This window comes from Flagellimonas sp. (genome assembly GCF_965233845.1).
Classification (GTDB): domain Bacteria; phylum Bacteroidota; class Bacteroidia; order Flavobacteriales; family Flavobacteriaceae; genus Flagellimonas.
On sequence record NZ_OZ247584.1, the window covers coordinates 4,213,977 to 4,240,301 of the forward strand.

19 protein-coding genes are annotated in these 26,325 nt (G+C 43.7%); 17 read left to right on the forward strand and 2 right to left on the reverse strand.

Features of this window, described 5'->3' with window-relative positions:
• Window positions 1–77: 77 nt before the first annotated feature.
• Window positions 78–752 carry an NUDIX hydrolase gene (locus tag ACO6S0_RS18870; RefSeq protein WP_422349830.1) on the reverse strand — a complete coding sequence of 225 codons (675 nt, stop codon included), beginning with the start codon at window positions 750–752 and terminating at the stop codon, window positions 78–80.
• Window positions 753–843: 91 nt separating this feature from the next.
• Between ACO6S0_RS18870 and ACO6S0_RS18875 the strand changes: the two genes are divergently transcribed.
• From ACO6S0_RS18875 to ACO6S0_RS18915, 9 genes are all read left to right on the forward strand, one after another.
• Window positions 844–1,695 carry an SDR family oxidoreductase gene (locus ACO6S0_RS18875; protein ID WP_422349831.1) on the forward strand — a complete coding sequence of 284 codons (852 nt, stop codon included), beginning with the start codon at window positions 844–846 and terminating at the stop codon, window positions 1,693–1,695.
• 9 nt (window positions 1,696–1,704) lie between these two features.
• Complete coding sequence (gene uxuA, locus ACO6S0_RS18880; protein ID WP_422349832.1) at window positions 1,705–2,910, forward strand: mannonate dehydratase; 1,206 nt, start codon at window positions 1,705–1,707, stop codon at window positions 2,908–2,910.
• The gene (gene uxaC, locus ACO6S0_RS18885; RefSeq protein ID WP_422349833.1) at window positions 2,907–4,334 is read left to right on the forward strand and encodes a glucuronate isomerase; all 1,428 of its coding nucleotides are present in this window, start codon (window positions 2,907–2,909) and stop codon (window positions 4,332–4,334) included. Before uxuA ends, uxaC begins: the two co-directional genes overlap by 4 nt.
• Window positions 4,335–4,388: 54 nt before the next feature.
• On the forward strand, window positions 4,389–5,771 hold the full coding sequence (locus ACO6S0_RS18890; RefSeq protein ID WP_422349834.1) for a 3-keto-disaccharide hydrolase: 1,383 nt from the start codon (window positions 4,389–4,391) through the stop codon (window positions 5,769–5,771).
• A gap of 4 nt (window positions 5,772–5,775) precedes the next feature.
• The gene (locus ACO6S0_RS18895) at window positions 5,776–7,104 is read left to right on the forward strand and encodes a Gfo/Idh/MocA family oxidoreductase (protein ID WP_422349835.1); all 1,329 of its coding nucleotides are present in this window, start codon (window positions 5,776–5,778) and stop codon (window positions 7,102–7,104) included.
• A 14-nt stretch (window positions 7,105–7,118) separates the two neighbouring features.
• The gene (locus ACO6S0_RS18900) at window positions 7,119–8,300 is read left to right on the forward strand and encodes a Gfo/Idh/MocA family protein (protein WP_422349836.1); all 1,182 of its coding nucleotides are present in this window, start codon (window positions 7,119–7,121) and stop codon (window positions 8,298–8,300) included.
• Window positions 8,301–8,582: 282 nt separating this feature from the next.
• Window positions 8,583–9,791 (forward strand): DUF5690 family protein, encoded by a 1,209-nt coding sequence (locus tag ACO6S0_RS18905; protein ID WP_422351851.1) that lies wholly within the window; start codon window positions 8,583–8,585, stop codon window positions 9,789–9,791.
• The gene (locus ACO6S0_RS18910; RefSeq protein ID WP_422349837.1) at window positions 9,781–10,950 is read left to right on the forward strand and encodes a TIGR03364 family FAD-dependent oxidoreductase; all 1,170 of its coding nucleotides are present in this window, start codon (window positions 9,781–9,783) and stop codon (window positions 10,948–10,950) included. Before ACO6S0_RS18905 ends, ACO6S0_RS18910 begins: the two co-directional genes overlap by 11 nt.
• Window positions 10,947–11,636 (forward strand): phosphonatase-like hydrolase, encoded by a 690-nt coding sequence (locus ACO6S0_RS18915; protein ID WP_422349838.1) that lies wholly within the window; start codon window positions 10,947–10,949, stop codon window positions 11,634–11,636. Before ACO6S0_RS18910 ends, ACO6S0_RS18915 begins: the two co-directional genes overlap by 4 nt.
• On the opposite strand, the gene ACO6S0_RS18920 is transcribed toward ACO6S0_RS18915, so the two are convergent.
• A complete protein-coding gene (locus ACO6S0_RS18920; RefSeq protein WP_422349839.1) occupies window positions 11,629–12,195 on the reverse strand; it encodes a helix-turn-helix domain-containing protein in 567 nt (188 codons plus the stop codon). The two genes, ACO6S0_RS18915 and ACO6S0_RS18920, sit on opposite strands and share 8 nt — an antisense overlap.
• Window positions 12,196–12,479: 284 nt before the next feature.
• Between ACO6S0_RS18920 and ACO6S0_RS18925 the strand changes: the two genes are divergently transcribed.
• The 8 genes from ACO6S0_RS18925 (at window position 12,480) to ACO6S0_RS18960 (ending at window position 26,293) form a co-directional block, all read left to right on the forward strand.
• Complete coding sequence (locus ACO6S0_RS18925; RefSeq protein WP_422349840.1) at window positions 12,480–15,668, forward strand: SusC/RagA family TonB-linked outer membrane protein; 3,189 nt, start codon at window positions 12,480–12,482, stop codon at window positions 15,666–15,668.
• Between the two features lie 18 nt (window positions 15,669–15,686).
• Window positions 15,687–17,126, forward strand: a complete 1,440-nt coding sequence (locus ACO6S0_RS18930) for a SusD/RagB family nutrient-binding outer membrane lipoprotein (protein ID WP_422349841.1) — start codon at window positions 15,687–15,689, stop codon at window positions 17,124–17,126.
• The gene (locus ACO6S0_RS18935; protein WP_422349842.1) at window positions 17,050–18,804 is read left to right on the forward strand and encodes an alkaline phosphatase family protein; all 1,755 of its coding nucleotides are present in this window, start codon (window positions 17,050–17,052) and stop codon (window positions 18,802–18,804) included. The genes ACO6S0_RS18930 and ACO6S0_RS18935 overlap by 77 nt, the downstream gene beginning before the upstream one ends.
• A gap of 6 nt (window positions 18,805–18,810) precedes the next feature.
• Window positions 18,811–20,181 (forward strand): (R)-1-hydroxy-2-aminoethylphosphonate ammonia-lyase, encoded by a 1,371-nt coding sequence (gene pbfA / locus ACO6S0_RS18940; protein WP_422349843.1) that lies wholly within the window; start codon window positions 18,811–18,813, stop codon window positions 20,179–20,181.
• Window positions 20,181–21,767, forward strand: a complete 1,587-nt coding sequence (locus tag ACO6S0_RS18945) for a fibronectin type III domain-containing protein (protein ID WP_422349844.1) — start codon at window positions 20,181–20,183, stop codon at window positions 21,765–21,767. The genes pbfA and ACO6S0_RS18945 overlap by 1 nt, the downstream gene beginning before the upstream one ends.
• 3 nt (window positions 21,768–21,770) lie before the next feature.
• On the forward strand, window positions 21,771–22,850 hold the full coding sequence (locus ACO6S0_RS18950) for a phosphoglyceromutase (RefSeq protein WP_422349845.1): 1,080 nt from the start codon (window positions 21,771–21,773) through the stop codon (window positions 22,848–22,850).
• A 126-nt stretch (window positions 22,851–22,976) separates the two neighbouring features.
• Window positions 22,977–25,622 carry a T9SS type A sorting domain-containing protein gene (locus ACO6S0_RS18955; RefSeq protein ID WP_422349846.1) on the forward strand — a complete coding sequence of 882 codons (2,646 nt, stop codon included), beginning with the start codon at window positions 22,977–22,979 and terminating at the stop codon, window positions 25,620–25,622.
• Window positions 25,619–26,293, forward strand: coding sequence for a hypothetical protein (locus tag ACO6S0_RS18960; protein ID WP_422349847.1), 675 nt, complete (start codon window positions 25,619–25,621; stop codon window positions 26,291–26,293). Before ACO6S0_RS18955 ends, ACO6S0_RS18960 begins: the two co-directional genes overlap by 4 nt.
• Window positions 26,294–26,325: the final 32 nt, after the last annotated feature.

Sequence of the window (26,325 nt, forward strand, 5' to 3'; positions counted from 1 at the left end):
TTTTTTGTAGTGATGTCACCTATGGAATTACAAAATCGGAAATAAAAATAAGAGGAAAGAATATAGTATACTGATAATCAAGCTTTTTTAACTTCGTAGAGCAAGGGACCACCTTTAATGCCAGCCTTTTTTTGCCCTGTATTTTGAAGAATATCCATCTGGAACATTTTCTTTCGGAAGTTTCGCTTGTCCAATTTTACATTGAGGATATGCTCATACAGATTCTGAAGTTCAGGCAAGGTAAATTGCTTGGGTAGTAACTCCCCAACAACCAATCGGTCCCTAAGGTTGGTCTGCACAAACAAGTAGGCATCCTTGATCAATTGTCCATGGTCAAAACCCAGTTCATCGGGAAGCTTGTCCATATCAAACCAATGGATTTGTTGCACGTCACTTCGCAATGTCAGGGGGTGGTTCTCAGGTTTGACCAAGGCATAGTAGCAAACGGTGATTACCCTTTTTAAAGGGTGTCTGTCCAGGGAGCTATAGGTTTTTACCTGTTCAAAATGGATGTCCTTGAACCCCGTAAGGGCAAAAAGAACCTTGGCGGCACAGTCTTCTACCGTCTCATGCGACTCCATGACCCCACCGGGAACCATCCAGTGATTCTTAAAATCCCCCACTGTTTTCTTCAGTAGCAAGACCTTCAACTTATTGTCTACATAACCAAAAACAGTAATATCTGCAGTGATGGAACACTCAAAGGAGTCCAGCCTAACTTGGATGTTTTGGAGGTCTTTTTGTTTAGTCATACGAGGAATGCTAAAGTAGAATTTTTGTGCTTATAAAAAAATGTATATCTTTATCTGTGTAAAAAATACACAGAATAACCTAGAATTGCAAATGACCATTCCAAAATACGAGGATTTAAAAGGGAAAGTGGCAGTCGTTACCGGAGGCGGTGGCGTGCTTTGCCGTACCTTGGCAGACCACCTGGCCGCACAAGGGGCCAAAGTGGCCATATTGGACATAAACAAAGATGCGGCCGATCAAATTGCCAACAGCATTGTTGAAAAAGGGGGGCAAGCTATTGGTGTAATGGCCAACGTGCTGGAAAAGGATAGTCTCGAATTAGCCCATGCCCAAGTAAATCGGAAACTGGGACCCTGCGATATCTTGATTAATGGAGCCGGTGGAAACCATCCCAAAGGCACTACCAGTAAAACCCATTTATTTCCAGAGGACCTTCAGGCCAATGAGGATTTAATGACCTTTTTTAAGCTTGATCCCGAGGGAATCCAGTTTGTGTTCAACCTTAATTTTATTGGAACGCTCTTGCCCACCCAAATTTTTGCAAAGGACATGGTAAACAGGAAGGGATGTTCCATTTTGAATGTTTCCTCCATGAACGCCTATAGACCGTTGACCAAGATTCCGGCCTATAGTGGAGCCAAGGCAGCAGTGAGTAATTTCACCCAGTGGTTGGCGGTGCATTTTGCCCCAGTGGGTATTCGTGTAAATGCATTGGCTCCGGGTTTTTTCCTAACGGAACAGAACCGAACCTTACTGACCCAAGCTGACGGGAACCTGACTCCAAGGGGGCAAACCATTTTGGAACACACCCCCATGAATCGCTTTGGAGAACCAGAGGATTTGGTAGGCACCACCTTGTGGTTGACCAGCAATCAATCCCAATTTGTAACAGGGGTCACCGTACCTATAGATGGTGGATTTAGTGCCTTTAGCGGGGTTTAAAAAGAATTTATGCAAGCAACAAAACATATAGGCTTAGAACAAACTTGGCGTTGGTATGGCCCCAACGACCCGGTTACATTGGATGATATTGCCATGGCGGGAGCTACCGGAATTGTTTCGGCCCTGCACCATATTCCGAACGGGGAGGTATGGTCTATTGCGGAAATTACCCAAAGAAAAAACGAAATTGAGGCCAAAGGCCTCACTTGGTCAGTGGTAGAAAGCATTCCTGTTCATGAAGATATTAAAAAGCGCACAGGTGCTTATCAGGAATACATCACCAACTATCAGCAAAGCATTCGAAACTTGGGCGAATGTGGTGTTGATACCGTATGCTACAATTTTATGCCTGTGCTGGACTGGACCCGGACCGATCTTGCATATGAAATGCCAGATGGCTCCAGAGCCCTGCGATATGATGCAGCAGCATTGGCAGCTTTTGAGCTTTTTATCTTGAAAAGACCTGGGGCGAACGAATCTTATTCCGAAGAAGAAAAAAATAAAGCCCACGAGGTATTTGGTCAAATGGATGCAGACCAAAAAACCAAGCTCACCCAAAATATCATTGCGGGCTTACCAGGTGCGGAAGAGGGCTATACCGTAGATCAGTTTCAAAAAGTGTTGGATACATATAAGGGTATTGGCGATGCGGAATTGAGGGCAAACCTCTATGCCTTTGTTCAAGCTATTGCTCCCGTTGCGGAAGCCTCTGGAGTACTGTTGGCCATTCATCCAGATGACCCGCCATTTCCCATTTTTGGTCTGCCCCGTGTGGTAAGCACGGAAGCGGATGCAAAGCAGTTGTTGGAAGCCTATGAAAGTCCCAATAACGGCCTGTGTTTTTGTACAGGCTCTTACGGGGTTCGGTCGGACAATGATTTGGCTGGAATGGTAAACAGGTTAGGACATCGAATAAACTTTGTCCATTTGAGGAGTACAAAAAGGGATGCCGATGGAAACTTTTTTGAAGCGGATCACTTGGATGGGGATGTGGACATGTATGAGGTTATGAAATCTTTATTGATGGAACAAGGAAAGCGGTTGAAAAGTGAAAGGAAAGATAGTCGCATGCCCATGCGCCCAGATCATGGTCACCAGATGCTGGACGATTTGTCCAAAAAAACCAACCCAGGATATTCTGCCATAGGCAGACTTAGGGGACTGGCAGAATTGCGGGGATTAATGTTGGGTATTGAAAAATCCATGGAGCTATGAAATTCATAACGGAAAACTTTTTATTGGAAACCGAAATTGCCCAAGAGCTTTACCATGATTTTGCCAAGGAGATGCCGATCATTGATTACCACAATCATTTACCTCCAGCAGCAATTGCCTCCAATCATCAGTTTGCAAATATTACAGAAGCATGGTTGCATGGTGACCACTACAAATGGCGGGCCATGCGGGCATTGGTGATTAATGAAAAGTACATTACCGGAACCGCCTCCGATCAGGACAAATTCCTAAAATGGGCTGAGACGGTTCCTAATACGCTCCGGAATCCACTCTATCATTGGACCCATTTGGAACTCCTGCGGTATTTTGACATAGACGAATTGCTGACGCCAAAAAGCGGTTTGGAAATCTATCGGAAAACCTCAGAAAAATTGCAGGACAAAACCCATAGTGCTATAGGGCTTTTGAAGCAGCAAAATGTAGAATTGCTTTGTACCACGGATGATCCCTTGGATAGTCTGGAGCATCACCTGAGCGCTGGGCAAAACGACTTGGACATACAAATGCTACCTGCTTTTAGGCCGGACAAGGCCTATGCAGTTGAAGATGTTGAAGCTATCGTGGGATATGTGGACCGATTGGCAGACCTCACCGGGATTTCCATCACCAACTATCAGGATTATTTGGATGCCCTAAAAAATAGGATTGCCTTTTTTCATCAAGTGGGAAGCCGTTTGTCCGATCATGGCCTGGATCAGCTTTACTTCTTTGAACCCGGTGCTTTCAATATTGAAACGCTGTTTAAAAAAGTACTGAAAGGGAAGGCGTTGGAGCATCAAGAAGTCCATTATTTTAAGTTTGAAACCCTACTTCACCTTTGCAGGGAATACCATAAATATGGATGGACACAGCAATTTCATTTGGGTGCCTTACGGAACAATAACGAACGAATGTTGCGCACCTTGGGCCCCGATACGGGCTTTGATTCCATTGGGGATTTCCAACAAGCCCAGTCCATGTCCAAATTTTTAAACGAACTGGACAAAACCGATCAGTTGACAAAGACTATCCTATATAATTTAAATCCGTCCCAGAACGAGGTGTTTGTTACTATGGCGGGGAATTTTAACGATGGGACTGTAAAAGGAAAAATGCAATACGGTTCGGCCTGGTGGTATTTGGACCAGCTGGATGGGATGGAAAAGCAAATCAACACCTTGTCCAATATGGGCATGTTGAGCTCTTTTGTGGGGATGCTGACGGACTCCAGAAGCTTCCTTTCCTTTCCAAGGCATGAGTACTTCCGAAGATTGCTCTGCAACATTTTCGGAAACGATATTAAAAAGGGATTGGTTCCCAAAGACATTCCATTTGTGGGCAAAATGATTCAAGACATCAGTTACCACAATGCCAAATCCTACTTTGATTTTGATGGGACTAAAGCAAAAAGGGGAGTTGAATAAATAGCAAATCAGAAACAAAAAATAAGAACAATCAAAAACCTTAAATCTATTGAAATGGGAAAAATAAAAATCAGTTTAATTGCGGCTTTTGCGCTTCTGGGCCTTTGCTTTATGGGATGCTCGGACAAGGACAAGGACAACACCCCTTGGACCTATCTGTTTGATGGGGAAACGCTTACCGGATGGAACCAAAAAGGAGGGGTTGCCACGTACGAAGTTAGGGATGGCAGTATTGTAGGAATTACAAAACACGACACCCCCAATTCATTCTTGACCACGGATAAGCTTTATGGCGACTTTATTTTGGAGCTGGAATATTTAGTGGACTCCACAATGAACTCAGGTATTCAGATTAGGAGCAATAGTTTTCCGTACTATTTGGATGGGCGCGTGCACGGATATCAAATTGAAATAGACCCATCTGACCGTGCTTGGAGTGCCGGAATTTATGATGAAGGAAGACGCGGATGGCTCAATCCTTTGGAGAACAATCCTGAGGCCCAGGCGGCATTCAAACAAAACGATTGGAACCACTATCGAATTGAGGCTATTGGTGATACTTTAAAAACTTGGATCAATGGAGTTCCGGCGGCACACTTAATCGATGACAAAACAGCAGAAGGGTTCATTGCACTGCAAGTGCATAGTATTGGAAAGGATAAAGAAGCAGGGACAGAGGTAATTTGGAAGAACATCAAGATTTTGACCGATAGTCTTTCAAAATATGCCAAACCATCACCCATAACGCCTATCGTTACCAAAAACCAACTTACGCATCAAGAAAAGCAGAGTGGATGGCAGATGCTTTGGGATGGAAAATCCACCAAGGGATGGCGTGGGGCCCGACTGGACGAATTTCCAGAGCAGGGCTGGGTCATTGAAAATGGCGTGCTTTCAGTTTTGGCCTCTGGTGGAGCGGAATCCACAGCAGGAGGGGACATTGTTACCGTGGATACCTATGGTGACTTTGAGCTAAAGGTGGATTTTAAATTGACCGAGGGTGCCAACAGTGGCATCAAATACTATGTGGACACGGATTTAAACAAAGGCCCTGGATCATCTATTGGATTGGAATACCAAATATTGGATGACGCCAGGCACCCGGATGCCAAATTGGGGAATCACCAAGGCAGTAGAACCCTGGCCTCGCTTTATGATTTGATCCAGGCCGATCCAAATAAGCCAGTAAATCCTATTGGTGAATGGAACACGGCCCATATCATTTCCAAAAACAATAAAGTGGAGCATAGGCTCAATGGGGTGAAGGTTTTGGAATACGAAAGAAAGAGCGATGACTATCGCAAACTGGTATCCGAAAGCAAATATGAAAAGTGGCCCAATTTTGGAGAGGCAGAAAAGGGACATATTTTACTTCAGGACCACGGGGATTTGGTTAGCTTCAGGAACGTTAAAATAAAATCAATAATTCAAGATTAAGGCCATGGGAACACGACGAAATTTCATCAAAAAAACAACAGCGGGAACCGCTGCATTGACCATGGGGGGATTGGTTCTTCCCAAAATGGGATACGCCAACATATTGGGTTCCAATGATCGTATCAATTGTGCCGTCATTGGAGTAAGAAGCAGGGCAAAGGCCCATGTAAAGGCCATTAGTGCTTTTCCAAATGCCAAAGTGCTTTACAATTGTGATGTGGACGATTTGATTATTGAAGAGCACAATGCTTGGTGCCAGAAAAACATTGGATATGTACCCAAGGTGGAGAAAGATTTCAGAAAAATACTTGAGGACAAGGACGTGGACGCTGTCTTTATTGCAACCCCAGAACATTGGCACGCCCCTATGTCCATCATGGCCATGCAAGCGGGAAAACATGTGTATGTAGAAAAGCCATGTAGCCACAATGCCCATGAAAATACCTTATTGGTAGCTGCCCAAAAGAAGTACAACAAAAAAGTACAGATGGGGAATCAACAGCGCTCTGCCCGGACTTCGCAATTGGCGATAAAGGAAATTAAGGAAGGAATAATCGGCGATGTCTATAAAGGAGAGGCCTATTATTCCAACAATAGGGGGTCCATTGGTAAAGGAAATGTTATAGATGTTCCCAAAACCTTGGATTGGGACCTTTGGCAGGGGCCAGCACCCAGAACAGCCTACAAAGACAATGTGCATCCCTACAACTGGCATTGGTTCAGAACTTGGGGTACCGGGGAAATTCATAACAACGGAACCCATGAGATAGATATCTGTAGATGGGCCTTGGGTGTGGATCTCCCAGAAACAGTGACATCCTTTGGTGGGAAATATACCTATGATGACGATTGGGAATTTGTGGACAACCAACAAGTGACCTATGGTTTTAAGGGTGACAAGTTCATCACTTGGACAGGTCATAGCCGTGGAATTATGAAACCGGAACGCCCAGGGCGGGGCATTACCATTTATGGAAGCAAGGGGAGCATTGAATTAAGTAGAAACTTTTATAAATTGTATGACCTTGCAGGGAACCCTATTAAGTTAGAGTTTGAAAGAACAGCAAGTGCAACAACCAATACCCAAGGAATTGGCGGGTTGGATGTAGATCATGTGGGCAACTTCTTTGACGCTATCAGAGAGGACAAGGCAATGAACGCTCCAATAGCCGATGCAAGTATTTCAACCATGCTCTGTCATTTGGGGAATATGGCCCAAGATGTGGGTCATACCTTAAAAATTGATAACAAGACAGGGAAAGTGTTAAATAGTGAAGCCGCCATGAAACAATGGGCGCGCGAATATGAAAAAGGGTGGGAACCTAAATTATAAGAAACTGAATTACAATGAAGCGAAGGGAATTTGTCGCAAAAAGCGGTTTGGCCGCAACTGCTATTACCGCAGTTAACCCCTTGTGGGGAGGCAATTTAGTTGGGAAAAAGGAAAAGAATATTGGAATAGGTGTAATAGGCACGGGAGATAGAGGGGGAGGACTAACCCCAATTATTCAAGATATTCAAGGGTTGGAAGTGGCTGCATGTTGTGATGTGCTTCCATTCCGATTGGAAAATGGATTGGCCAAGGCCGGTGGAACCGCCAAAGGATATTCAGACTACAGAAAGCTTTTGGATGACAAGAATGTGGATGCGGTTTTGGTAGCGGTTCCTTTCAATGGGCATTCCAAAATTGCCATTGATGCGTTGGACGCTGGAAAACATGTCTATTGTGAAAAGACACTGGCCAAAGGATATGAAGGTATTCGAAATCTGATCCATAAAGCGAACAGTTCAAAAGCCATTTTTCAAACAGGCCATCAATACCATAGTTCACGGTTATACACTCATGTGGTGGATTTGATCAAACAAGGCAAGATTGGAAAAGTCATTGCTTTTGATTGTCAGTGGAACCGAAACGGAGATTGGAGACGTCCAGTTCCCGATCCCAAATGGGAACGCGCTATCAATTGGAGGATGTATCGGGAATATTCGGGCGGATTGGTAGCCGAACTTTGTTCCCACCAAATAGATTTTGTCAATTGGGTGCTGGAAGATACCCCAGAACAAGTAATGGGTGTTGGAGGTATTGATTATTGGAAAGATGGCCGAGAAACCTATGACAATATCCAATTGATCTATAGTTATCCAAGCGGTGCCAAAGCTACCTTTACCTGTTTGACAGGCAATGCGATGGGAGATTACCAGATTAAAGTCATGGGAGATAAGGGAAGTATAGTATTGGGCTATACAAAGGCTTGGTTCTATCCAGAAAAAGGATACCAGAGAGAGCTGGGTGAAGTGGACGGTGTATCCGGAGCAACAGTGAACTGGGAAGAAGGTAAGGGGATACCCATCAAGGCAGAACACCTTGATCCAAGCAAACAGGCACTGACGGATTTTAGGGACAGTATTTTAAATAACAAAAGACCTATATCGGACATTGGGACTGGGGCAAACACTGCGGTTTGTGTGCAAATGGGTCTGGATGCCATGTATGGCCAAAAGATCGTACACTGGGAATTTGACACCTAGAAGACAACAAGCCAACTAAACAAGAGGGCCTTGCATTTTTGCAAGGCTTTTTTGTTGGAACAGATTTTTGTGCAGGAAGGTCAAAACCAGACGCAAAGGGATAATATTTTTCTAACAATTATTTAATCCAAAAGAGTGGGACAATTCTTTCGAAAAGTGAGTAATTTGAAATATTAATTTATTATTTGTAAACTTTTTAGATTGAACCCTGCGCCCTCAAATAGGTCTTCCGTGAAGTTTTTGCTACATGCTTCCCTTGCTGCGTTCGGAACCTATTTTTGTATGTATGCCTTTAGAAGACCCTTTACCGTAGCCACTTTTGAGGGGTTGACCTTCGCTGGAATGGACTACAAAATTGTGTTGATTATTGCCCAGGTTGCCGGGTATGCCCTTTCCAAATTTATGGGAATTAAAATAATATCCGAGCTTAGACCCAATCAGCGGCTGACTTACCTGATGATGCTGATTGGAATGGCTGAGTTGGCACTTTTGTTTTTTGCTTGGACGCCCCGACCTTACAATATCTTTTTCATGTTCCTTAATGGGATGCCTTTGGGGATGATCTGGGGGATTGTCTTTTCCTATTTGGAAGGGAGAAGGGTTACCGACATTTTGGGAATCGCACTTTGTGCAAGCTTTATCGTTTCTAGTGGGGTAGTAAAATCTGTTGGGATGTTTGCGATGCAATATATAGGTGTTACTGAATTTTGGATGCCTGTGGTAACAGGGGCTTTCTTTTTGTTGCCGTTGCTGTTTTTTGGATGGCTGTTGGAACGGGTTCCATCACCAACACCCAATGATAAGGCATCACAGGTGGAGCGGTTGCCCATGACCAAGGAAGATAGGAAAGAGGTATTGAAAAAGTTCTTTTTTCCGTTAACCATTATCATTGTGTTCTACACGCTATTAACGGCTTTCAGGGATTTTAGGGACAATTTTGCTAGAGAGCTCTGGGATAGTATAGGATACAAAGGTGATGTTTCTGTTTTTTCAACATCGGAGCTTATTATTGCCGTTGTAGTGTTGCTGATCATAGGTTCAATCTTTTACATCAAAGACAATTTTAGAGCTTTAATGACCTACCATTCGCTTTTAATTTTGGGAACCCTGATTTTGGGATTGGCAACACTGATGTTTCAACTGGAGCTATTGAACCCATTTATGTGGATGGTTTGTACTGGCTTTGGACTTTATATATGTTATGTGCCTTTCAACTGCCTTTTCTTTGACAGATTGATCGCCACCTTTAGAATTAAGGGAAATTCAGGATTTCTTATTTATATGGCGGATGCTTTTGGATACTTGGGCAGTGTTCTGGTTCTTTTGTACAAGAACTTTGGGCAGGCCGATCTGTCTTGGCTTCAGTTCTTTGTTTATGGCGCTTATGCGGTGGCCTTAATAGGAATTGCAATTGCTGTACTGTCCTTAATTCACCTTAAATCGAAGTACAAATCTGAAATTTTAAACGAACAACTGGGATATGGGCAATAAGTATGATTTAATAGTTATAGGAGGTGGCGTTTTAGGGACTTTTCATGCCTATCATGCGTTAAAAATGGGGCTGCGTGTGTGCTTGTTGGAAAAGGATCTACGGCCTCAAGGGGCAACGGTACAAAACTTTGGACAGGTGGTTCCCTCGGGAATGAACACCAAATGGCAGAAATATGGAAGAGAAAGTCTGGAAATATACAAGGAGATTCAATCCCTATTTGACATTTCGGTGCGCCAAAACGGTACGGTCTATTTGGCTTCCAACGATGAGGAAGAACGCCTGTTGGTAGAACTAAGGGCCATCAACAATAATAATGGGTATGCCTCTTCCATGCTTACCAAAAAAGAATGTTTGGATCGCTACCCTGGGCTCCGTGATACCTATGTGACCGCCGGACTGTTCTTTCCGAAGGAAGTTACTGTTGAACCTCGTATGATGATCCATCGTCTTCAGGATTATTTATGCAGACAAATGGGTCTGAGAATTGTAAATCAGTTTGCCGTAATTGATTGTCATAAAACCGCTGACGGTGTTGAGGTAGTAAGTTCCAAGGGCGTGAAACTCCATGGGGCAAAAGTAATCATCTGTAATGGCAATGAGTTTAAAAATCTGTACCCGGAATTGTTTGGGCAAAGTGATTTGGAAGTGGCAAAACTTCAAATGATGCAGACAAAGCCTCAGGGTAATTTTTTACTTAAGGGATCCATTCTCACAGGATGGTCCATAAGAAGGTATGAAGCCTTTACCGAGTGTCCCTCGTATTCCGATATCAAAGCCAGGGAATCCCAAAATAGCCTTCAGAAAAAATGGGGTGTACATATCCTGTTCAAACAGGCGATGGACGGATCGGTGATTTTAGGGGATTCACATGAATATGCGGACGCTTCGCATATGGAGGATCTTGGCTTCGATTTAGACATGGATATTGACAACTTTATGCTCAGGGAAGCCCAGAAAATATTTGATTTGCCCACTTATCAAATACAACGAAGATGGTTTGGGATGTATTCCCAATGCAAGACCAAAGATATTTTTAAAACTACAATAGATGAGGATATCCATGTGGTAACTGGGATTGGAGGCAAAGGGATGACGGGAAGTGCCGGGTATTCCAAAAGAAACATTAATACTATTTTTAACGCACAAATTCAACTATGAAAGATATAAAGCTTGCCGTTTTTGATATGGCGGGAACCACTGTAAACGAGGACAATGTGGTATATAAGACTGTACGGCAGGCACTCGTGAATGCCGGAGTTGCTGTGGACTTGGACACTGTCTTGGAATTTGGTGCTGGGAAAGAAAAGTTACAGGCCATCAAAGATGTGTTGGTGCATGTGGGAGCAATAGAGCGTGTGGATGCCTTGGCCATTTTTGAAAATTTCAAACGAATGCTAAAACAGGCTTACTTCGATTTAAAGGTGTCACCGTATGAAGGGGTGGAAGAGCTTTTTGGTACCCTAAAAGCGAATGGGATCAAGGTGGTGTTGAACACGGGATATGATCAGCAAACCGCCCAGGCTCTTTTGGACAAGTTAAATTGGAAAGTTGGGGACAAAATAGATGCCTTGATTACCGCGGATGATGTGGTCAATGGAAGGCCATCCTCGGAAATGATAGACAAAGCCATGGAGATGTTTCAAATAACTAATTCCAAGCAGGTTTTAAAAGCGGGGGATTCCATTATCGATATTGAGGAGGGGCAAAATGCCAACTGCGGGATAACAGTTGGAGTGCTTACAGGAGCCCATACAAGATCACAATTGGAGACCATAAACCCTACCCTAATTTTGGATTCCCTTCCGGAATTGGAACAGATTTTATTTGGGGAAAATCCTAAATAAAGAAATAGACCACCAGCATTTTTGAGCTAATTTTCCCCTTGTTGATGGGGACATGGGGAATTCGACCATCAAAAAAGATGGAATCCCCCTCCTTTAGTAAGACCTCTTGTTCTCCTATTTCGTAGTAGCATTCCCCAGTTAGGACATATTTGAACTCGAAGGCATCCGTGACTACTTTTTCTCGTTTGGAGTTGGGCTCAACCTCCAATAAAACACTTTCAAACCCAACAGAATTCAGTTGTTTGCTGAAAATGTAATTGTAGGTGAAACCAATAGCCTCATCTTCTTTTTCTATAACGGTTTGGTCATCCTTTCGAGCCACCAAAAAAGTTTGGCCGGTTCCACGCGGAATCCCATCAAAAAAATCGGTCATTTCCGTTTCCAAGGCATCCACAATCTTTAAAAAAACAGGGAGGGAAGGGATGGTCCTTCCATTTTCAATTCGGGAAATCAACCCAGCTGTAACTCCAGCCCGGGTCGCAATATCATTGATAGTGTTTTTGTTGTTCTTTCGAATTTCCTTCATTCGCTTCCCAATTCCGATAAGATAGTCTTCCATGTTTTTAAAGTATTCCTACTGTTTTAGTATTTATAATTTTTTTGAAAATTCTTAAAGAAATCAACTCTGGACTTAACCTCTTGTTAAACAATGATATAGTAAGATATTCATATCGTGCAAGATAGCACAAAAATTGAATATTTGTAAATAATATTAAGCTAACATATTCTCACTTATGTTAACCTTTCCATATCTATTATTTAATCTTTTTAGCTGCATCCCTTAACCTGCGTATTAGATATTTGTTGATAAATAATTAACCAAATTTTACAAATACTCAACAAATGAAAAGAACACTCGTAGCATTTTTACTTGCTTTTTCAGTAGGTATCATCGGCTATTCCCAAACCATGTTTACGGGAACGGTTATAGACGAAAGCAACGTCCCCTTACCAGGGGCTTCCGTTGTTGTAAAAGGTAGCGCCAATGGGGTAGCTACAGATTTTGACGGTAATTTCCAGATTGAGCTTCCGCAGGATGGAGCCATTTTGGAAGTATCTTACATAGGTTATATAACCTTGGACTTTGACACTGCAGGAAAGACCAGTGCAACAATCAGCCTACAACCCGATTCGCAGAAACTTGATGAAGTAGTGGTAACCGCCCTTGGTATAAAAAAGGAAAAGAAAAGGTTGGGTTATTCGGTACAGGAAGTACAGGGCGACAATCTGGTAACCGCAAGGGAAACCAACGTGACCAACTCCTTGGCCGGTAGGGTGGCAGGAGTTCAGATTACGGGTGGGGGTTCCGGTGTGGGATCTACATCCCGAATCGTAATCCGCGGCGAAGGTTCCCTTATCCCGGGCAACAACTCTCCATTATTTGTCGTGGATGGTATCCCAATTACCAACCGCACCGTAAGTAATAGATCGGAAGGTAACTTGGAAACAGATTACGGAAATGGAGCTGCGGACATCAACCCGGATGACATAGAATCCATTTCTGTACTCAAGGGTCCCAATGCAACTGCCCTATATGGTTCCCGTGGTTTGAACGGGGTGGTCTTGGTTACCACAAAATCAGGAAAAGCTACACGAGGCTTGGGCATTAGCTTCACCCAAAATGTAACTTTCGAAGAAGCCTTACGAATTCCCAAATACCAAAACCAATACGGCCAAGGCGCTGGTGGCGAATTTGCCTTTGGTGATGGCTTTGGTGGTGGAATCAATGACAACATCGATGAAAGCTGGGGCCCTGCTTTGAACGGACAATTGATTGCCCAACATGATAGTCCAACATCCAGCGGTTTCCGTGCGGGCGATTTTGCCGTTAGGCCGAGAAATGCAGATGGCACATTTGCAGATACCGTGACTGCTACACCTTGGGTGGCCAACCCTGGAAATGTAGAGGACGGCTTCTTTGAAACTGGCCGAACCTTGACCACCAACCTTTCTTTGACCGGAGGAAACGAGCAAGGAAACTTTAGATTATCCCTGACCAATTTGGACAATGAAGGGATCTTGCCAAATACAGATTTCAATCGGGAAACCTATGCGTTTAGCGGAGCCTATAACCTTACGGATTGGTTAAAGGTATCCTCTTCCGTGAATTATGTGAACAGTGGAAGTACCAACAGACCCAACAATTCCTACGGAACGGAGAACATTATGTACCTCTGGGTATGGTTTGGCCGTCAAATCAACATGGACTCGCTAAGGGATTATTGGCAACCAGGTTTGGAAGGGAGGCAACAGTACAACTACAACTATAACTGGCATGACAACCCTTTCTTTACCATGTTTGAAAATACCAATGGTTTTGACAAGCACCGGATTTTTGGTAACGCCAGGGCCGATATCACCTTGACCGATAACCTAAACTTAATGGTGCGCACGGGGATTGATTATTTCAGTGAATTGAGAACGGGTAGAAGAGCGTACAGCACCCAGCGATTTGCAAGGGGCCAATACCGTGAGGATGATATTTTCTTCAAGGAGCAAAACACGGACTTCTTGTTGACCTATAATAAGGACTTGAACGAGGATTTCAATTTGGGCGCTTCCTTGGGTGGAAACATCAGAAAAGAGGAAAACAGATATAAGCGTATATCGGCTAATTCCTTATCTGTTCCCGGAATTTATAATTTCCAGAATGCTGCTGAACCGCTTTCTAAAACCCAGTTCAACGATGAGCGGGAGATCAATTCCTTGTATGCGTTCGCCAACCTTTCTTATAAGAATATGCTCTTCCTGGATGTAACAGGAAGAAACGACTGGTCCAGTACCTTGCCAGAGGATAATAATTCCTATTTCTATCCTTCCGTAGGGGTAAGTGCCATTGTATCCGATATGTTTGGGTTACCAGAAGCCATTTCCTTTGTGAAATTAAGAGGAGGTTGGGCAAAAGTGGGTAATGATACAGACCCTTACGCCTTGAGAAATACCTTTTCATTCAACGAACCTTTCGGAAACTTCCAAAGGGTGAGTGCCTCAAGCATTTTAAGGAATGAAGAACTAAAACCCGAAGAGGCCAATTCCATTGAAGTGGGTGCCGACCTTAGATTCTTCAATAACAGATTGGGCTTGGATTTGACCTATTACAATTCCACCACCAAGAACCAAATCTTGACCTTACCTGTTGCCAATACCTCTGGTTTCGATTCCAGAATCATCAATGCCGGGGAAATCCAGAACAAAGGTTTGGAAATTGTTTTGAACGCTACCCCGGTGAAGACAGAGAACTTTAGATGGGATGCAACGGCCAATTTCACTACTGCTCGCGGAGAAGTAAAGTCGTTGACAGACGGTCTGGAAACCTATGAGATTTCCAACAACTACCTAAGCGTTCAGGCAAGAGTAGGCGGAAGAATGGGAGATGTTTACGGAACAGGGTTCATTACGGTGGATGATCCCAACAGTGAGTTCTTTGGACAGGTGGTGCATAATGAGGACGGATTTTCCCTTAGGGACCCCAACCTTAAAAAACTTGGGAACTATAACCCAGATTTCACCTTGGGACTACAGAACAACTTTACCTATAAAAACTTCAATCTTGGCTTCTTGTTTGATTGGAGACAAGGCGGAGAGATCATGTCCAGAACCGTATTGATCGGGGGTACTTCCGGAATGATGGACTTTACCGCTGTAGGCCGGGAAACCGGAATCATTTCCGACGGGGTTATCCAAAATGCAGACGGAAGTTATAGGGCCAACGATGTTAGGTTAAGTGGTCGCGATTACTATTGGTGGAGATACAACAGAGGAAACGAGGAGGTTGGAATGTACGATGCTTCCTTCCTTAAACTGCGCGAACTGAAAATAGGATACAATTTCCCGCAATCGCTTTTGAAAAACACCTTTATCCAATCCATGAACATATCCTTGGTGGGAAGAAACCTGGCCCTTTGGACAGAGAACCCACATTTTGATCCTGAGACCATTTCCTTTAACGGGGGAACAGTGGTGCCTGGGGTTGAAGATATGGCCTTGCCTAGTTCAAGAAGCTACGGATTGAACCTAAACATAACCTTCTAACCAAATAGAAAAAGAAACATGAAAAAATATATCACACTTTGTGCAATCGCTTTGTTAAGTGTTGTTGGTTGTACGGACGATTTTGAAGAAATAAACACGAACCCCAACCAACCGGAAGAGGTAAGTTCAGATTTGGTACTATCCTCTGTGATTGCAACCTTGGCCAATGCCACGGTTGATGACAGCGGTTGGGACAAAGGAAACATTGTGGCCCAACTAACGGCCAAAATCAACTTTACAGGTTTTGACCGCTACAATTGGGGTTCCGAATCTGGTTTGTGGAACACCTACTATGGAATTCTGCCCGAGATCAACATCATTTTGGAAAATGCCATGATGGAAGATAGCAGGAATACCAGCTATGAGGGAATTGCCTTGGTTTTGCGGTCATACGTCTTTGCCAATCTTACTGATAACTGGGGAGATGTTCCTTTTTCGGAAGCCATAAAAGGAAGCGAAGGCAATTTTACCCCTGCCTATGATACCCAGGAAGAAATCTATTCTGGAATTTTGGCCGATTTGAGAACTGCCGAAACCCAACTGGCCATAGGACAGCCCATCCTTGGTGGTGATGTTCTTTATGGGGGCGATTTGACCAAATGGAGACAATTGGCCAATTCACTTCGCCTTCGTTATTTGATGCGTATCTCTGGAAAAACCAGCGTAGGGGCTGAAATGCAGGCCATTTTGGACTCTGGGATTTTCATCGCTACTAACGAGGATAATGCAGTTGTGGAATATCCGGCCACAACTACCATTGATTCGTGGCCCATAAGCACTGGTCGGATTGGTGGATTTGATGAGCATAGAATGAGTGAGACCAGTGAGGGCGTGCTCAAGAATTTTGGTGATGGTCGATTGGAAGCTTGGTTTCAACCCACCGATAATCCGGATGATGATCCTGCACTTTTTGTGGGACTGACCAATGGTTTGAGTGAGGACAATGCATCCACTTTTAATGGCGGAGCAAGTAATGTTTCACGAATAAACCAAGCCTTCTTCTATAATTCACCCAATTCGGTAAAAGCTGCTATTATCCAAGCGGCCGAAGTTCATTTTATTTTTGCTGAAGCCATACAACGTGGTTTGGTAACGGGAGATGCAGAAACCTTTTATAATGAGGGAGTGCGCCTGTCCTTTGAATACTGGAATGTTGCCCAGGATGTACCAGCTTATTTGGCCCAGGATGGTGTATCTTATGACGGGGAATTGGAAACCATCATCACCCAAAAATGGTTGGCCTCGTTCCTGGTAGGATTGGAAGCATGGTATGATTTTAGGAGGACTGGATTTCCATCTGTAATTGTACCAGGTCCAGATAACGTGAATAGTGACCAAGTTCCGGTTCGTTTTATGTATCCTGATTCAGAACAAACATTGAATGGTACCAATTATTCTGCTGCCGTTTCCAGATTTGGAGCGGATGATATCAATACCAAAGGTTGGTGGGAACAATAAAGTAAAGGTTTTGACCAAAAAACTTAAAATAAATGGCCTGACCATGGGGATTTTAATGTCTCTGTGGTCTTGCGCCATTCAAGAAGAAAAAAACCAATCCGGAATAGCAAATGTTGTGGTCATCGGAGTGGACGGAATGAGCCCTGATGGTATCAAAAATGCGCATACCCCTATGCTGGATTCCATGGTAAAAAATGGGGCAGCTACCATGCATGCACGTTCCGTATTGCCCTCAAGTTCTAGCCCTAATTGGGCCAGTATGATTATGGGCGCGGATACTGAGCAGCATGGGATTACTTCCAATGGATGGGAAAAGTTTGACCATAGGTTACCTCCAGTGGTTGCTACAAAAGAAGGGACTTTTCCATCAATATTTACCTTGTTCAAAGACCAGCAGCCAGAAGCCCAAGTCGGTGCTATTTATGATTGGGACGGTTTTGGAAGGCTATTCGAAAAAACGGAGGTGGACTTTGACATTGATGGAGACCATGAGGATGGAACCACCCAGGATGCGGTTGCCTACCTAGCGAAAAACAATCCCAAATTTACCTTCATCCATTTGGATCATGTGGATCATGCTGGGCACAGCATGGGACACGGATCTCAGGAATATTATACATCCGTTCAAAAGGCGGACTCCTTGATTGCCAAAATTGTTGATGCCACCAAGGCTTCAGGAATGTATGAAAATACCATGTTCGTTGTCGCTTCAGATCATGGTGGATTGGGGTTTGGACATGGGGGTGAAAGCCCGGCAGAGATGACTATTCCCTTCGTTCTGTTCGGAAAGGGAATTAAGAAAGGATATGAGATTGAAGAAACAGTATATCAAATTGACAATGCGCCCACTGTAGCTTACGCATTGGGACTTAAAACTCCCCAAGCTTGGATTGGCAGACCTGTAAAAGGGGCATTTGTTGGCAACGAAAAACCTGTGCTACGATATAAACGCAAGGAACAGGTAATGGCACCAAAAATACTTCCCGATGCAGGGTTTTATGAACCTGCGGGGGGAGTGTTCAAAGCGGATTCTGTACCCGTAATTATACAAAATCCAAATAATCGGGGAACCATCAGATATACCCTGAATGCGGAGGTTCCCACATTGGATAATAGTGAGGTTTATAAGGATACGTTTTACTTAAAAGGCACCGCGGTCCTTAAGGCGGCAATTTTTGAGGAAGGGGTACTTCAAAGTACATTGACGGAAGGCAACTTTAGAATTGTTCCACCTGATTATATGGATGCAGTGGAGCATCAGGTCTATTACGTGGAAAACATTGATAAACTTCCAGATTTTTCAAAGCTACGCCCTGTTAAAAAAGGACATGTTACCGAGTTTTCCCATAAAAATCTTATTGGAGATTCCACCAAAGAAGATCAGATTGCCGTTGTATTTGAATCCCTGATTAACATTGCAGAATCAGGTAGGTACAAGTTTTTCACCAACAGTGATGATGGCAGTAAGCTGTATGTCAACGGGGATTTGATAGTGGACAATGATGGAGACCATGGTGTTAGGGAACGTAGTGGCAGTATTCAATTGAACCAAGGCCAGCATAAAATTCGGGTGGAATATTTCAATGGCGGAGGAGGCTATCATTTGGATGTAAAATATCAAGGGTCCAACATCCCTAAACAAATACTGCCGGCCAATCAATTGGTTGTAAAGAAGTAGAAAGCCATGCAAGGAGATCACAACGCAATATCCCATCCAGAGCAATTGGTTGAAGGAGACATCAATTTGACCAAGGCCCGTCAACAATGGATGGAAAATGAAGTGGGTGAGCAGGCCAAGGACCTCTTATATAGGGATGCCCAATGTTTTATGCATCAAGCCATGTCCACCCCTTGTCTGGACGCCATCAAAAGCTGTAAGGGATCGTATATAGAGAACATTTCGGGAAAACGCTATCTGGATTTTCATGGTAACAACGTGCACCAAATTGGGTTTTCACATCCCAAACTGTTGAATCGTTTAACGGAGCAGTTGCAACAACTCACTTTTTCTACACGAAGGTACACCAACGAAGTAGCTGTTCAGTTTGCCGAAAAACTCATTTCCCTTACCCCCAATAGTTTAAATAAGGTATTGCTGACCCCCAATGGAAGCTCGGCAGTGGGTATCGCATTGAAATTGGCCCGAGCAGTAACAAAAAAACACAAGGTGATCTCTTTTTGGGATTCCTTTCATGGAGCATCCTTGGACGTGGTTGGAGTTAGTGGAGAATCCATCTTCAGGGAACATATGGGACCTGTTATGGCAGGAGTTGAACGTATTCCACCACCCATTACCTATAGAGGAATTTTTGAGGGGGATGAGAACAAGGCCTTGGAGTATTTGGAGTTTGTACTGTCCAAGGACAATCAAATTGGTGCTTTTTTGGCCGAGACCATCCGAAATACCGATGTGCAAATACCATCCAAGAAATTTTGGGAGGAAGCCCGTTGCCTATGTTCCAAATATGGTGTGCTGCTCATTCTGGATGAGATACCCATAGCTTTGGGGAGAACAGGAAAAATGTTCGCCTTTGAAAATTTTGGAATAGAACCGGATATCCTTTGTCTTGGTAAAGGTTTGGGAGGGGGTATTATGCCCCAAGCGGCCATAGTCACCAAATTTGAGTATGATGTATTCAACGAAATATCCCTGGGGCACTATACCCATGAAAAAAGCCCCATGGGCTCCATGGCCGCACTCACGGTGCTGGAGGTTATCCAAGAGGAAGAGCTTTTGGAAAAGGTAAAGCAATTTGAAGCGTATATGCGAGTGGCATTGGCCAAGCTGCAACGCAAATATTCTTTGATCGGGGACGTTAGGGGGATGGGACTATTATGGGGGATTGAACTGGTAACCAATAGAAAAACCAAGGAAAAAGCAATCACCGAAGCAGAAGAAATTATGTATGAATGCCTAAAAAAAGGACTAAGTTTTAAAGTTTCCAAAGGAAATGTGCTGCAATTATCCCCACCTTTGACCATTACCAAAGAAGAACTGGAACATGCCTTGGCCATATTAAACGGAGCATTTTTAAAATTCAATACCATCGCTTAATGAAAACAAATCTATACATCTTACTAGCCTTTTTAACTTACGGGATTGGCATGGCCCAAACGAATTCTCCAGAATTCCTGATTCAACCCTACCTGCAAGATGCGGAACCCAATTCGATTACCATAATGTGGGAAACAAATCAGGGGGAGGAAAGTATTGTGGAATGGGGCAAAACCCCAAAGTTGGGAAAAAAAGCGAGAGGTACTTCAGAAGACATTAATTTCTCCCAAGCAAGGGTTCACACGGTAAAGTTGACAGGATTGGACAGATTTACCGTGTACTATTACCGAGTTAAAACAGGAAATCTCCGGTCGGATATTTTCCAGTTTAAAACACCTCCGTTTCCAAGCGATAATGAATCCTTCAACATTGTGGCCATGAGCGATATGCAATACGATCACAATTATCCCAACAAGTTTAGGGAAATGGTCAATGATGGGGTTTTAAGTTATATCCAAAAGACTTTTGGGGAAAACGTGCCGGACAATTTGGCCATGGTCTTGGTACCTGGAGACCTGGTGGAAAACGGCAGTAAGTATCATCAATGGAAGGATCATTTCTTTAATCCAGCGGAAAATTTGTTCAGGGAGGTTCCTGTTTATCCCGTCTTGGGAAACCATGAACGTAATTCGGGCTTCTATTTTAAATATTTCAGCTTACCAAAAAATGGTACTCCAGCCTATGCGGAACACTGGTGGTACAAGGATTACGGCAATACCAGAATCATTGGGTTAAACTCCAATCAAGGGTATGAAGATCTTAAGGAACAGCGGGAATGGCTGCAAAAAGTACTCGATGATACTGCACAAAATGATGATATTGATTTTGTTTTTGCCCAATTGCACCATCCCCACAAATCGGAGTTATGGATTCCTGGTGAACGGGAGTCAACAGGAAAGGTGGTGAAAATGTTGGAGACTTTTTCTTCCAAAACGGGAAAACCCAGTCTGCACTTTTTTGGGCATACCCATGGATATTCCAGAGGGCAATCCAAAGATCACAAACATTTGTGGATCAATGTAGCTTCTGCTGGCGGAGCAATTGATAATTGGGGAGAATTTGAAGGTAGGGATTACGATGAGTTCACCGTAACCCAAGATGAGTATGGTTTTGTTTGGGTTGAAGTAAATAACAATGCAGATAACCCAAAGTTTACCGTCAAAAGAATAAGCAGGGGTAATGAGGGAAAATTTAGGGCCAATGAATTGAGGGATAGCATTACCATATGGAAAACAGACCAAAAGCCAACGATACCCGTTGCCATATCACCTTCCAATGAAACCGTGAACACCCACCGTGTTGTCTTAAAGGCCAAACCCTTTCAAAGCCAATTTCCAAAGGCTTTTCATGCGGCTTCTCATTGGCAGGTTTCGGAAACCAAAGATTTTAAGAAGCCAATATTTGATAGTTGGAAGCAGCATGAGAATTGGTATTATGAAGAGAACAGACAAAAAGATGACGACCTTACAGACGAAGTAACCAATCGGTTAAAACGGAGAACCAACTATTTTTGGAGAGTCCGTTATCGAGATCAGCATTTAAATTGGAGCGATTGGTCGGACATAACAACCTTCAAAACCAAATAAAAAATGAAAAAACAACTCTTATTTATTGTCACTATCCTAATAGGGAGTTTTGGCACGGTAGCCCAAGAAAATGATGAGACCAAAGTGATTTTGATCACCTTGGATGGATTGCGCTGGCAAGAACTTTTCACTGGAGCTGATTCCCTTTTAATTGCCAACAAGGAATATGTACACGATACCACCCAGTTGAAAAAAACCTTTTGGAGAGCACATGCGAAAGAACGCAGGGAAGCCTTAATGCCATTTTTCTGGACAAAGGTCACTTCCATGGGGCAGTTGCATGGTAACCGTTTATTGGGGAGCAAGATGAACCTGACCAATAAGATGTGGTTCTCCTATCCTGGCTATAACGAAATTTTGAGTGGGGCCGCAGATGATGCCCGAATTACCAGCAATGACAAATTTAATAATCCCAACACCACGGTTTTGGAACGCTACCATCAGACCGAGGTAGGCAAGGGAAAGGTAGCGGCTTTTGGGAGTTGGGATGTGTTTCCATTCATTATTAACGAAGAGCGCTCCGGAGTACCGGTGAACGCTGGTTTTGAATCAGCTACAGTAAACCCCAATGATCGGGAACAATTTCTAAATAAGTTACAGGAACAGATTCCAAGTCCATGGGGTTCCGTCAGATTAGATGCTTTTACACACCATTTTGCCTTGGAGCATATGAAGAAGGAGCATCCCAAACTGGTATATATTGCTTATGGGGAGACGGATGATTTTGCGCATGAGGGAGATTATCAAGCCTATTTGAAATCGGCCCATAACACGGATGGATTGATCAAGGAAATTTGGGAATTCACCCAACAGGATGATTTTTATAGAGATCAAACCATCTTCCTTATTACCACAGATCATGGAAGAGGCACTCAGCCTTTGGACACTTGGAGAAGCCATGGGTCCAACATTAAAGGAGCGGATCAGGTATGGTTGGTGGTTTTTGGAAAAGGGATAACGCCTTTGGGAGAAGTTGAGAGGGAAGAACAGTGGTATACCAATCAGATTACACCTTCCATATTAGAGATATTAAGTGTACCCACCAATGATGATGGGGTCAAAGGAAAACCATTGAAATTTTAAGTTTAAGTAAGTTCTGCATAGCGTTTATTAGTTTGAGTTAGTTTATTCGAAACCCGTGCCTTGGCGCGGGTTTTTTGTTATATTTAGCAAAAGGGGAAGTTTTCCTTGACCAGCCAAATTCACCTCATGAAAAAAATTGTTGCATTACTTTTTTTAGCTGTAATCGCACAATCAACGTATGTGAACGCGCAACATTCCGTTGCTAGGGAATGGAATGAGGCGGTATTATCCGCTATTCGCGGGGATATTGCACGACCCACCGTGCATGCCCGCAACCTTTTCCACAGTTCCATGATCATGTATGACGCTTGGGCTTTGTTTGATGCTACAGCAGAAACTGTTTTTTTGGGCAAAACCTTGGGTGGATATATTTGCGATTTCGAGGGTATCAACATTCCCACGGATGCCACTGAGATCCAAGCAGCAAGACATGAGATGATTAGTTATGGGGTGTATCGATTGTTGACCCATAGATTTGCCAATTCACCTGGGGCAACAGAATCCTTGGAAATCTTTGACAACCTGTTGGCAGGGTATGGTTATGATGCTTCCTTTGATGCTGTGGATTACAGCAACGGATCCTTTGCCGCCCTTGGGAATTATTTGGCAAGCCAGATGATAGCTTTTGGATTGCAGGACGGGGCCAATGAGCAGAATGGATATGGGAATCAATTTTATGATCCAACCAATGCTCCGCTTATTTTGGAGACTTACGAGGAAACGTACCCATTAACCGACGCTAACCGCTGGCAACCACTGGCATTTGATGTTTTTATAGGTCAGGCTGGGAATGTTTTTCCGGATGAGATACCGGATTTTTTAAGTCCTGAATGGGGACAGGTTACCCCTTTTTCCCTGGTAAAGAGTGACCTTGAAATGCTCAATAACGGTTTTGATAGTTATGTGTACAACGACCCTGGACATCCAGTTTATATGCAAGCTTCCAATGAAGATGGGATAGACGATCCTTATAAATGGCATTTTGCCCTGGTGGCCTCTTGGTCGTCACACTTGGATCCAGCGGACCCAACTTTGATTGATATATCTCCGGGAGCCCTGGGGAATGTGGATTTATCGGACTACCCTGAGACCTTTGAGGAATACCAGGCCTTTTACGATTTTGTAAATGGTGGTGATCCGGGAACAGGTCATGCCCTAAATCCTGTAAATAATGCACCTTATACGCCACAACTGGTAAAACGGGCTGACTACGCCAGGGTTCTTGCTGAGTTTTGGGCGGATGGTCCAGACTCGGAAACACCGCCTGGGCATTGGTTTACTATTTTGAATTATGTAAACGATCATCCGGAAACCATTAAGCAGTTTGAGGGCCAAGGAGTCATTTTGGACGATTTGGAATGGGATGTGAAGGCGTATCTGGCGCTGGGTGGAGCCATGCACGACTCAGCTGTTAATACTTGGGGAGTAAAGGGATACTATGATTATATCCGGCCCATTTCAGCCATCCGGCACATGGCGGGTAACGGTCAAAGTTCCAATGCAGCCCTACCCAGTTATGACCCGTTCGGCATTCCATTGATTCCAGGACTTATTGAGCTGGTTGAAGTGGGAGATCCCTTGGCGGGCGATAACGATGAAAATGTGGGAAGAATAAAAATATTTGCATGGAAGGGACCTGATTTTATAACCGACCCCACAACGGATGTTGCTGGAGTGGATTGGATCTTGGGAACCCAATGGTGGCCCTATCAAAGGGCTACTTTTGTTACGCCTCCGTTTGCGGGATATGTCTCAGGACATTCCACTTTCTCCAGAGCAGCAGCAGAGGTATTGACCTTGTTTACTGGAGATGCCTTTTTCCCAGGGGGGATGGGTGTTTTTGATGCAGAGCAAGGAAATTTCTTGGTGTTCGAAAATGGCCCTAGTGAGAACTTAACCTTGCAATGGGCTACCTATAGGGACGCTTCTGACCAGACCAGTTTGTCTAGAATCTGGGGAGGAATCCACCCGCCTATTGATGATATTCGGGGAAGAATTATTGGAGATAAAATTGGGAAAGATGCCTTTGCTCTGGCGAAAAAGTATTTTGAAGGTGTCGCTATTGTGGAAAATGACAATTTTGAAGTCGTTGTGAGTGGGGAGTCCTGTGCGGGACAGGCCAATGGATCTATTCAAATCGTTGCCAAGAGTAATTTCCAGTATCAGGCCAGTATGGATGGGAATACATACAATTTTACCAATGGGATTTTGGTGGAAAACGTGGCTAATGGTATCCACGATTTGTGCATTACCATCGAAAGTGATCCAAACTTTGAACAGTGTTTTCAGTTTGAGGTGGAAGCGGCAGTCCCAATAGAAGGCCTTATCAATGTGGAAAGCACAGGCAGTTTCAGCAAGGCCCAGATCCATATCCTTGAAGGAACAGCACCTTATACCGCAAGGGTGAATGACCAGCTTGTTGGAGAATTTGCATCAAGTGAATTTGAAGTGCCAGTCGGGGACGGTGATGCATTGGAAATAGAAACCAGCATGCCCTGTGAAGGAAAGCTATTTGAAAAAATCAACAACTCCAACCTCCCATTGATTCTATTCCCAAACCCTACAAATGACATAGCAAGAATTTGGATTGAAGGACAAGTCACAAAAGTGGAGGTTGATATTTTTAACGCTCAAGGGCAAAAAGTATCATCCAAAATTTATGCTATAAACAATCAACAGCTGGAATTGTCCACTTCAGGACTGCCTTCAGGAATCTATTATATCCAGTTACACCATGCAAAGGAAAAAACCCTAAAAATGATCAAAATATGAAGAGCAGGCACTTCCTTTTCATAACTATTGGTTTTCTGGTAATTTCCTGTGGGGGGAGTGATGGGGTCAATAGCGAACCATCAGTACCTGCTTTGCTATATCCGACCAATGACCTTTTATGTATTGAGAATGTTTTGGAATTTAGGTGGGATGCCTCATCGGATGCAGAAGGGGATGGAATAACCTACCGAATTGAAGTGTCCAGTGATGATGGATTTTCCAACATTATCCATACAGATTTTCTGGAGGATACCAGTAGAACCTTTACTTTGGAAAAGGGACGAACCTTTTACTGGAGGGTTTTGGCGGAGGACGATGCCCAAAATCAAAGTGGGTTTTCGGCTTCATGGCGCTTCTATACGGAGACCGAACTGGTGCAAAATGCGCTTCCCACGGTTCCAGAGCTGTTAAATCCGTCATTGGGAAGCAGTTTGGATACCTCAGAGATAAATTTGGAGTGGGAGGCAAATGACCCCGATGTTGGAGACACCCTGGTTTTTGATCTTTATTTTGGAACAGCAGAAGACCCACCACTATTTGAAACGGACCTTTCCACTTCTTCTTTCACGGTCAGTCTTGATCCAACGACTATCTACTATTGGAAAGTTGTAGTCAAGGACAGTAATGGGGGTGTTACCCTTGGCCCAATCTGGACTTTCGAAAGCAATTAGCGCAATCAAATTTTGAATCATATCAAAAAGTT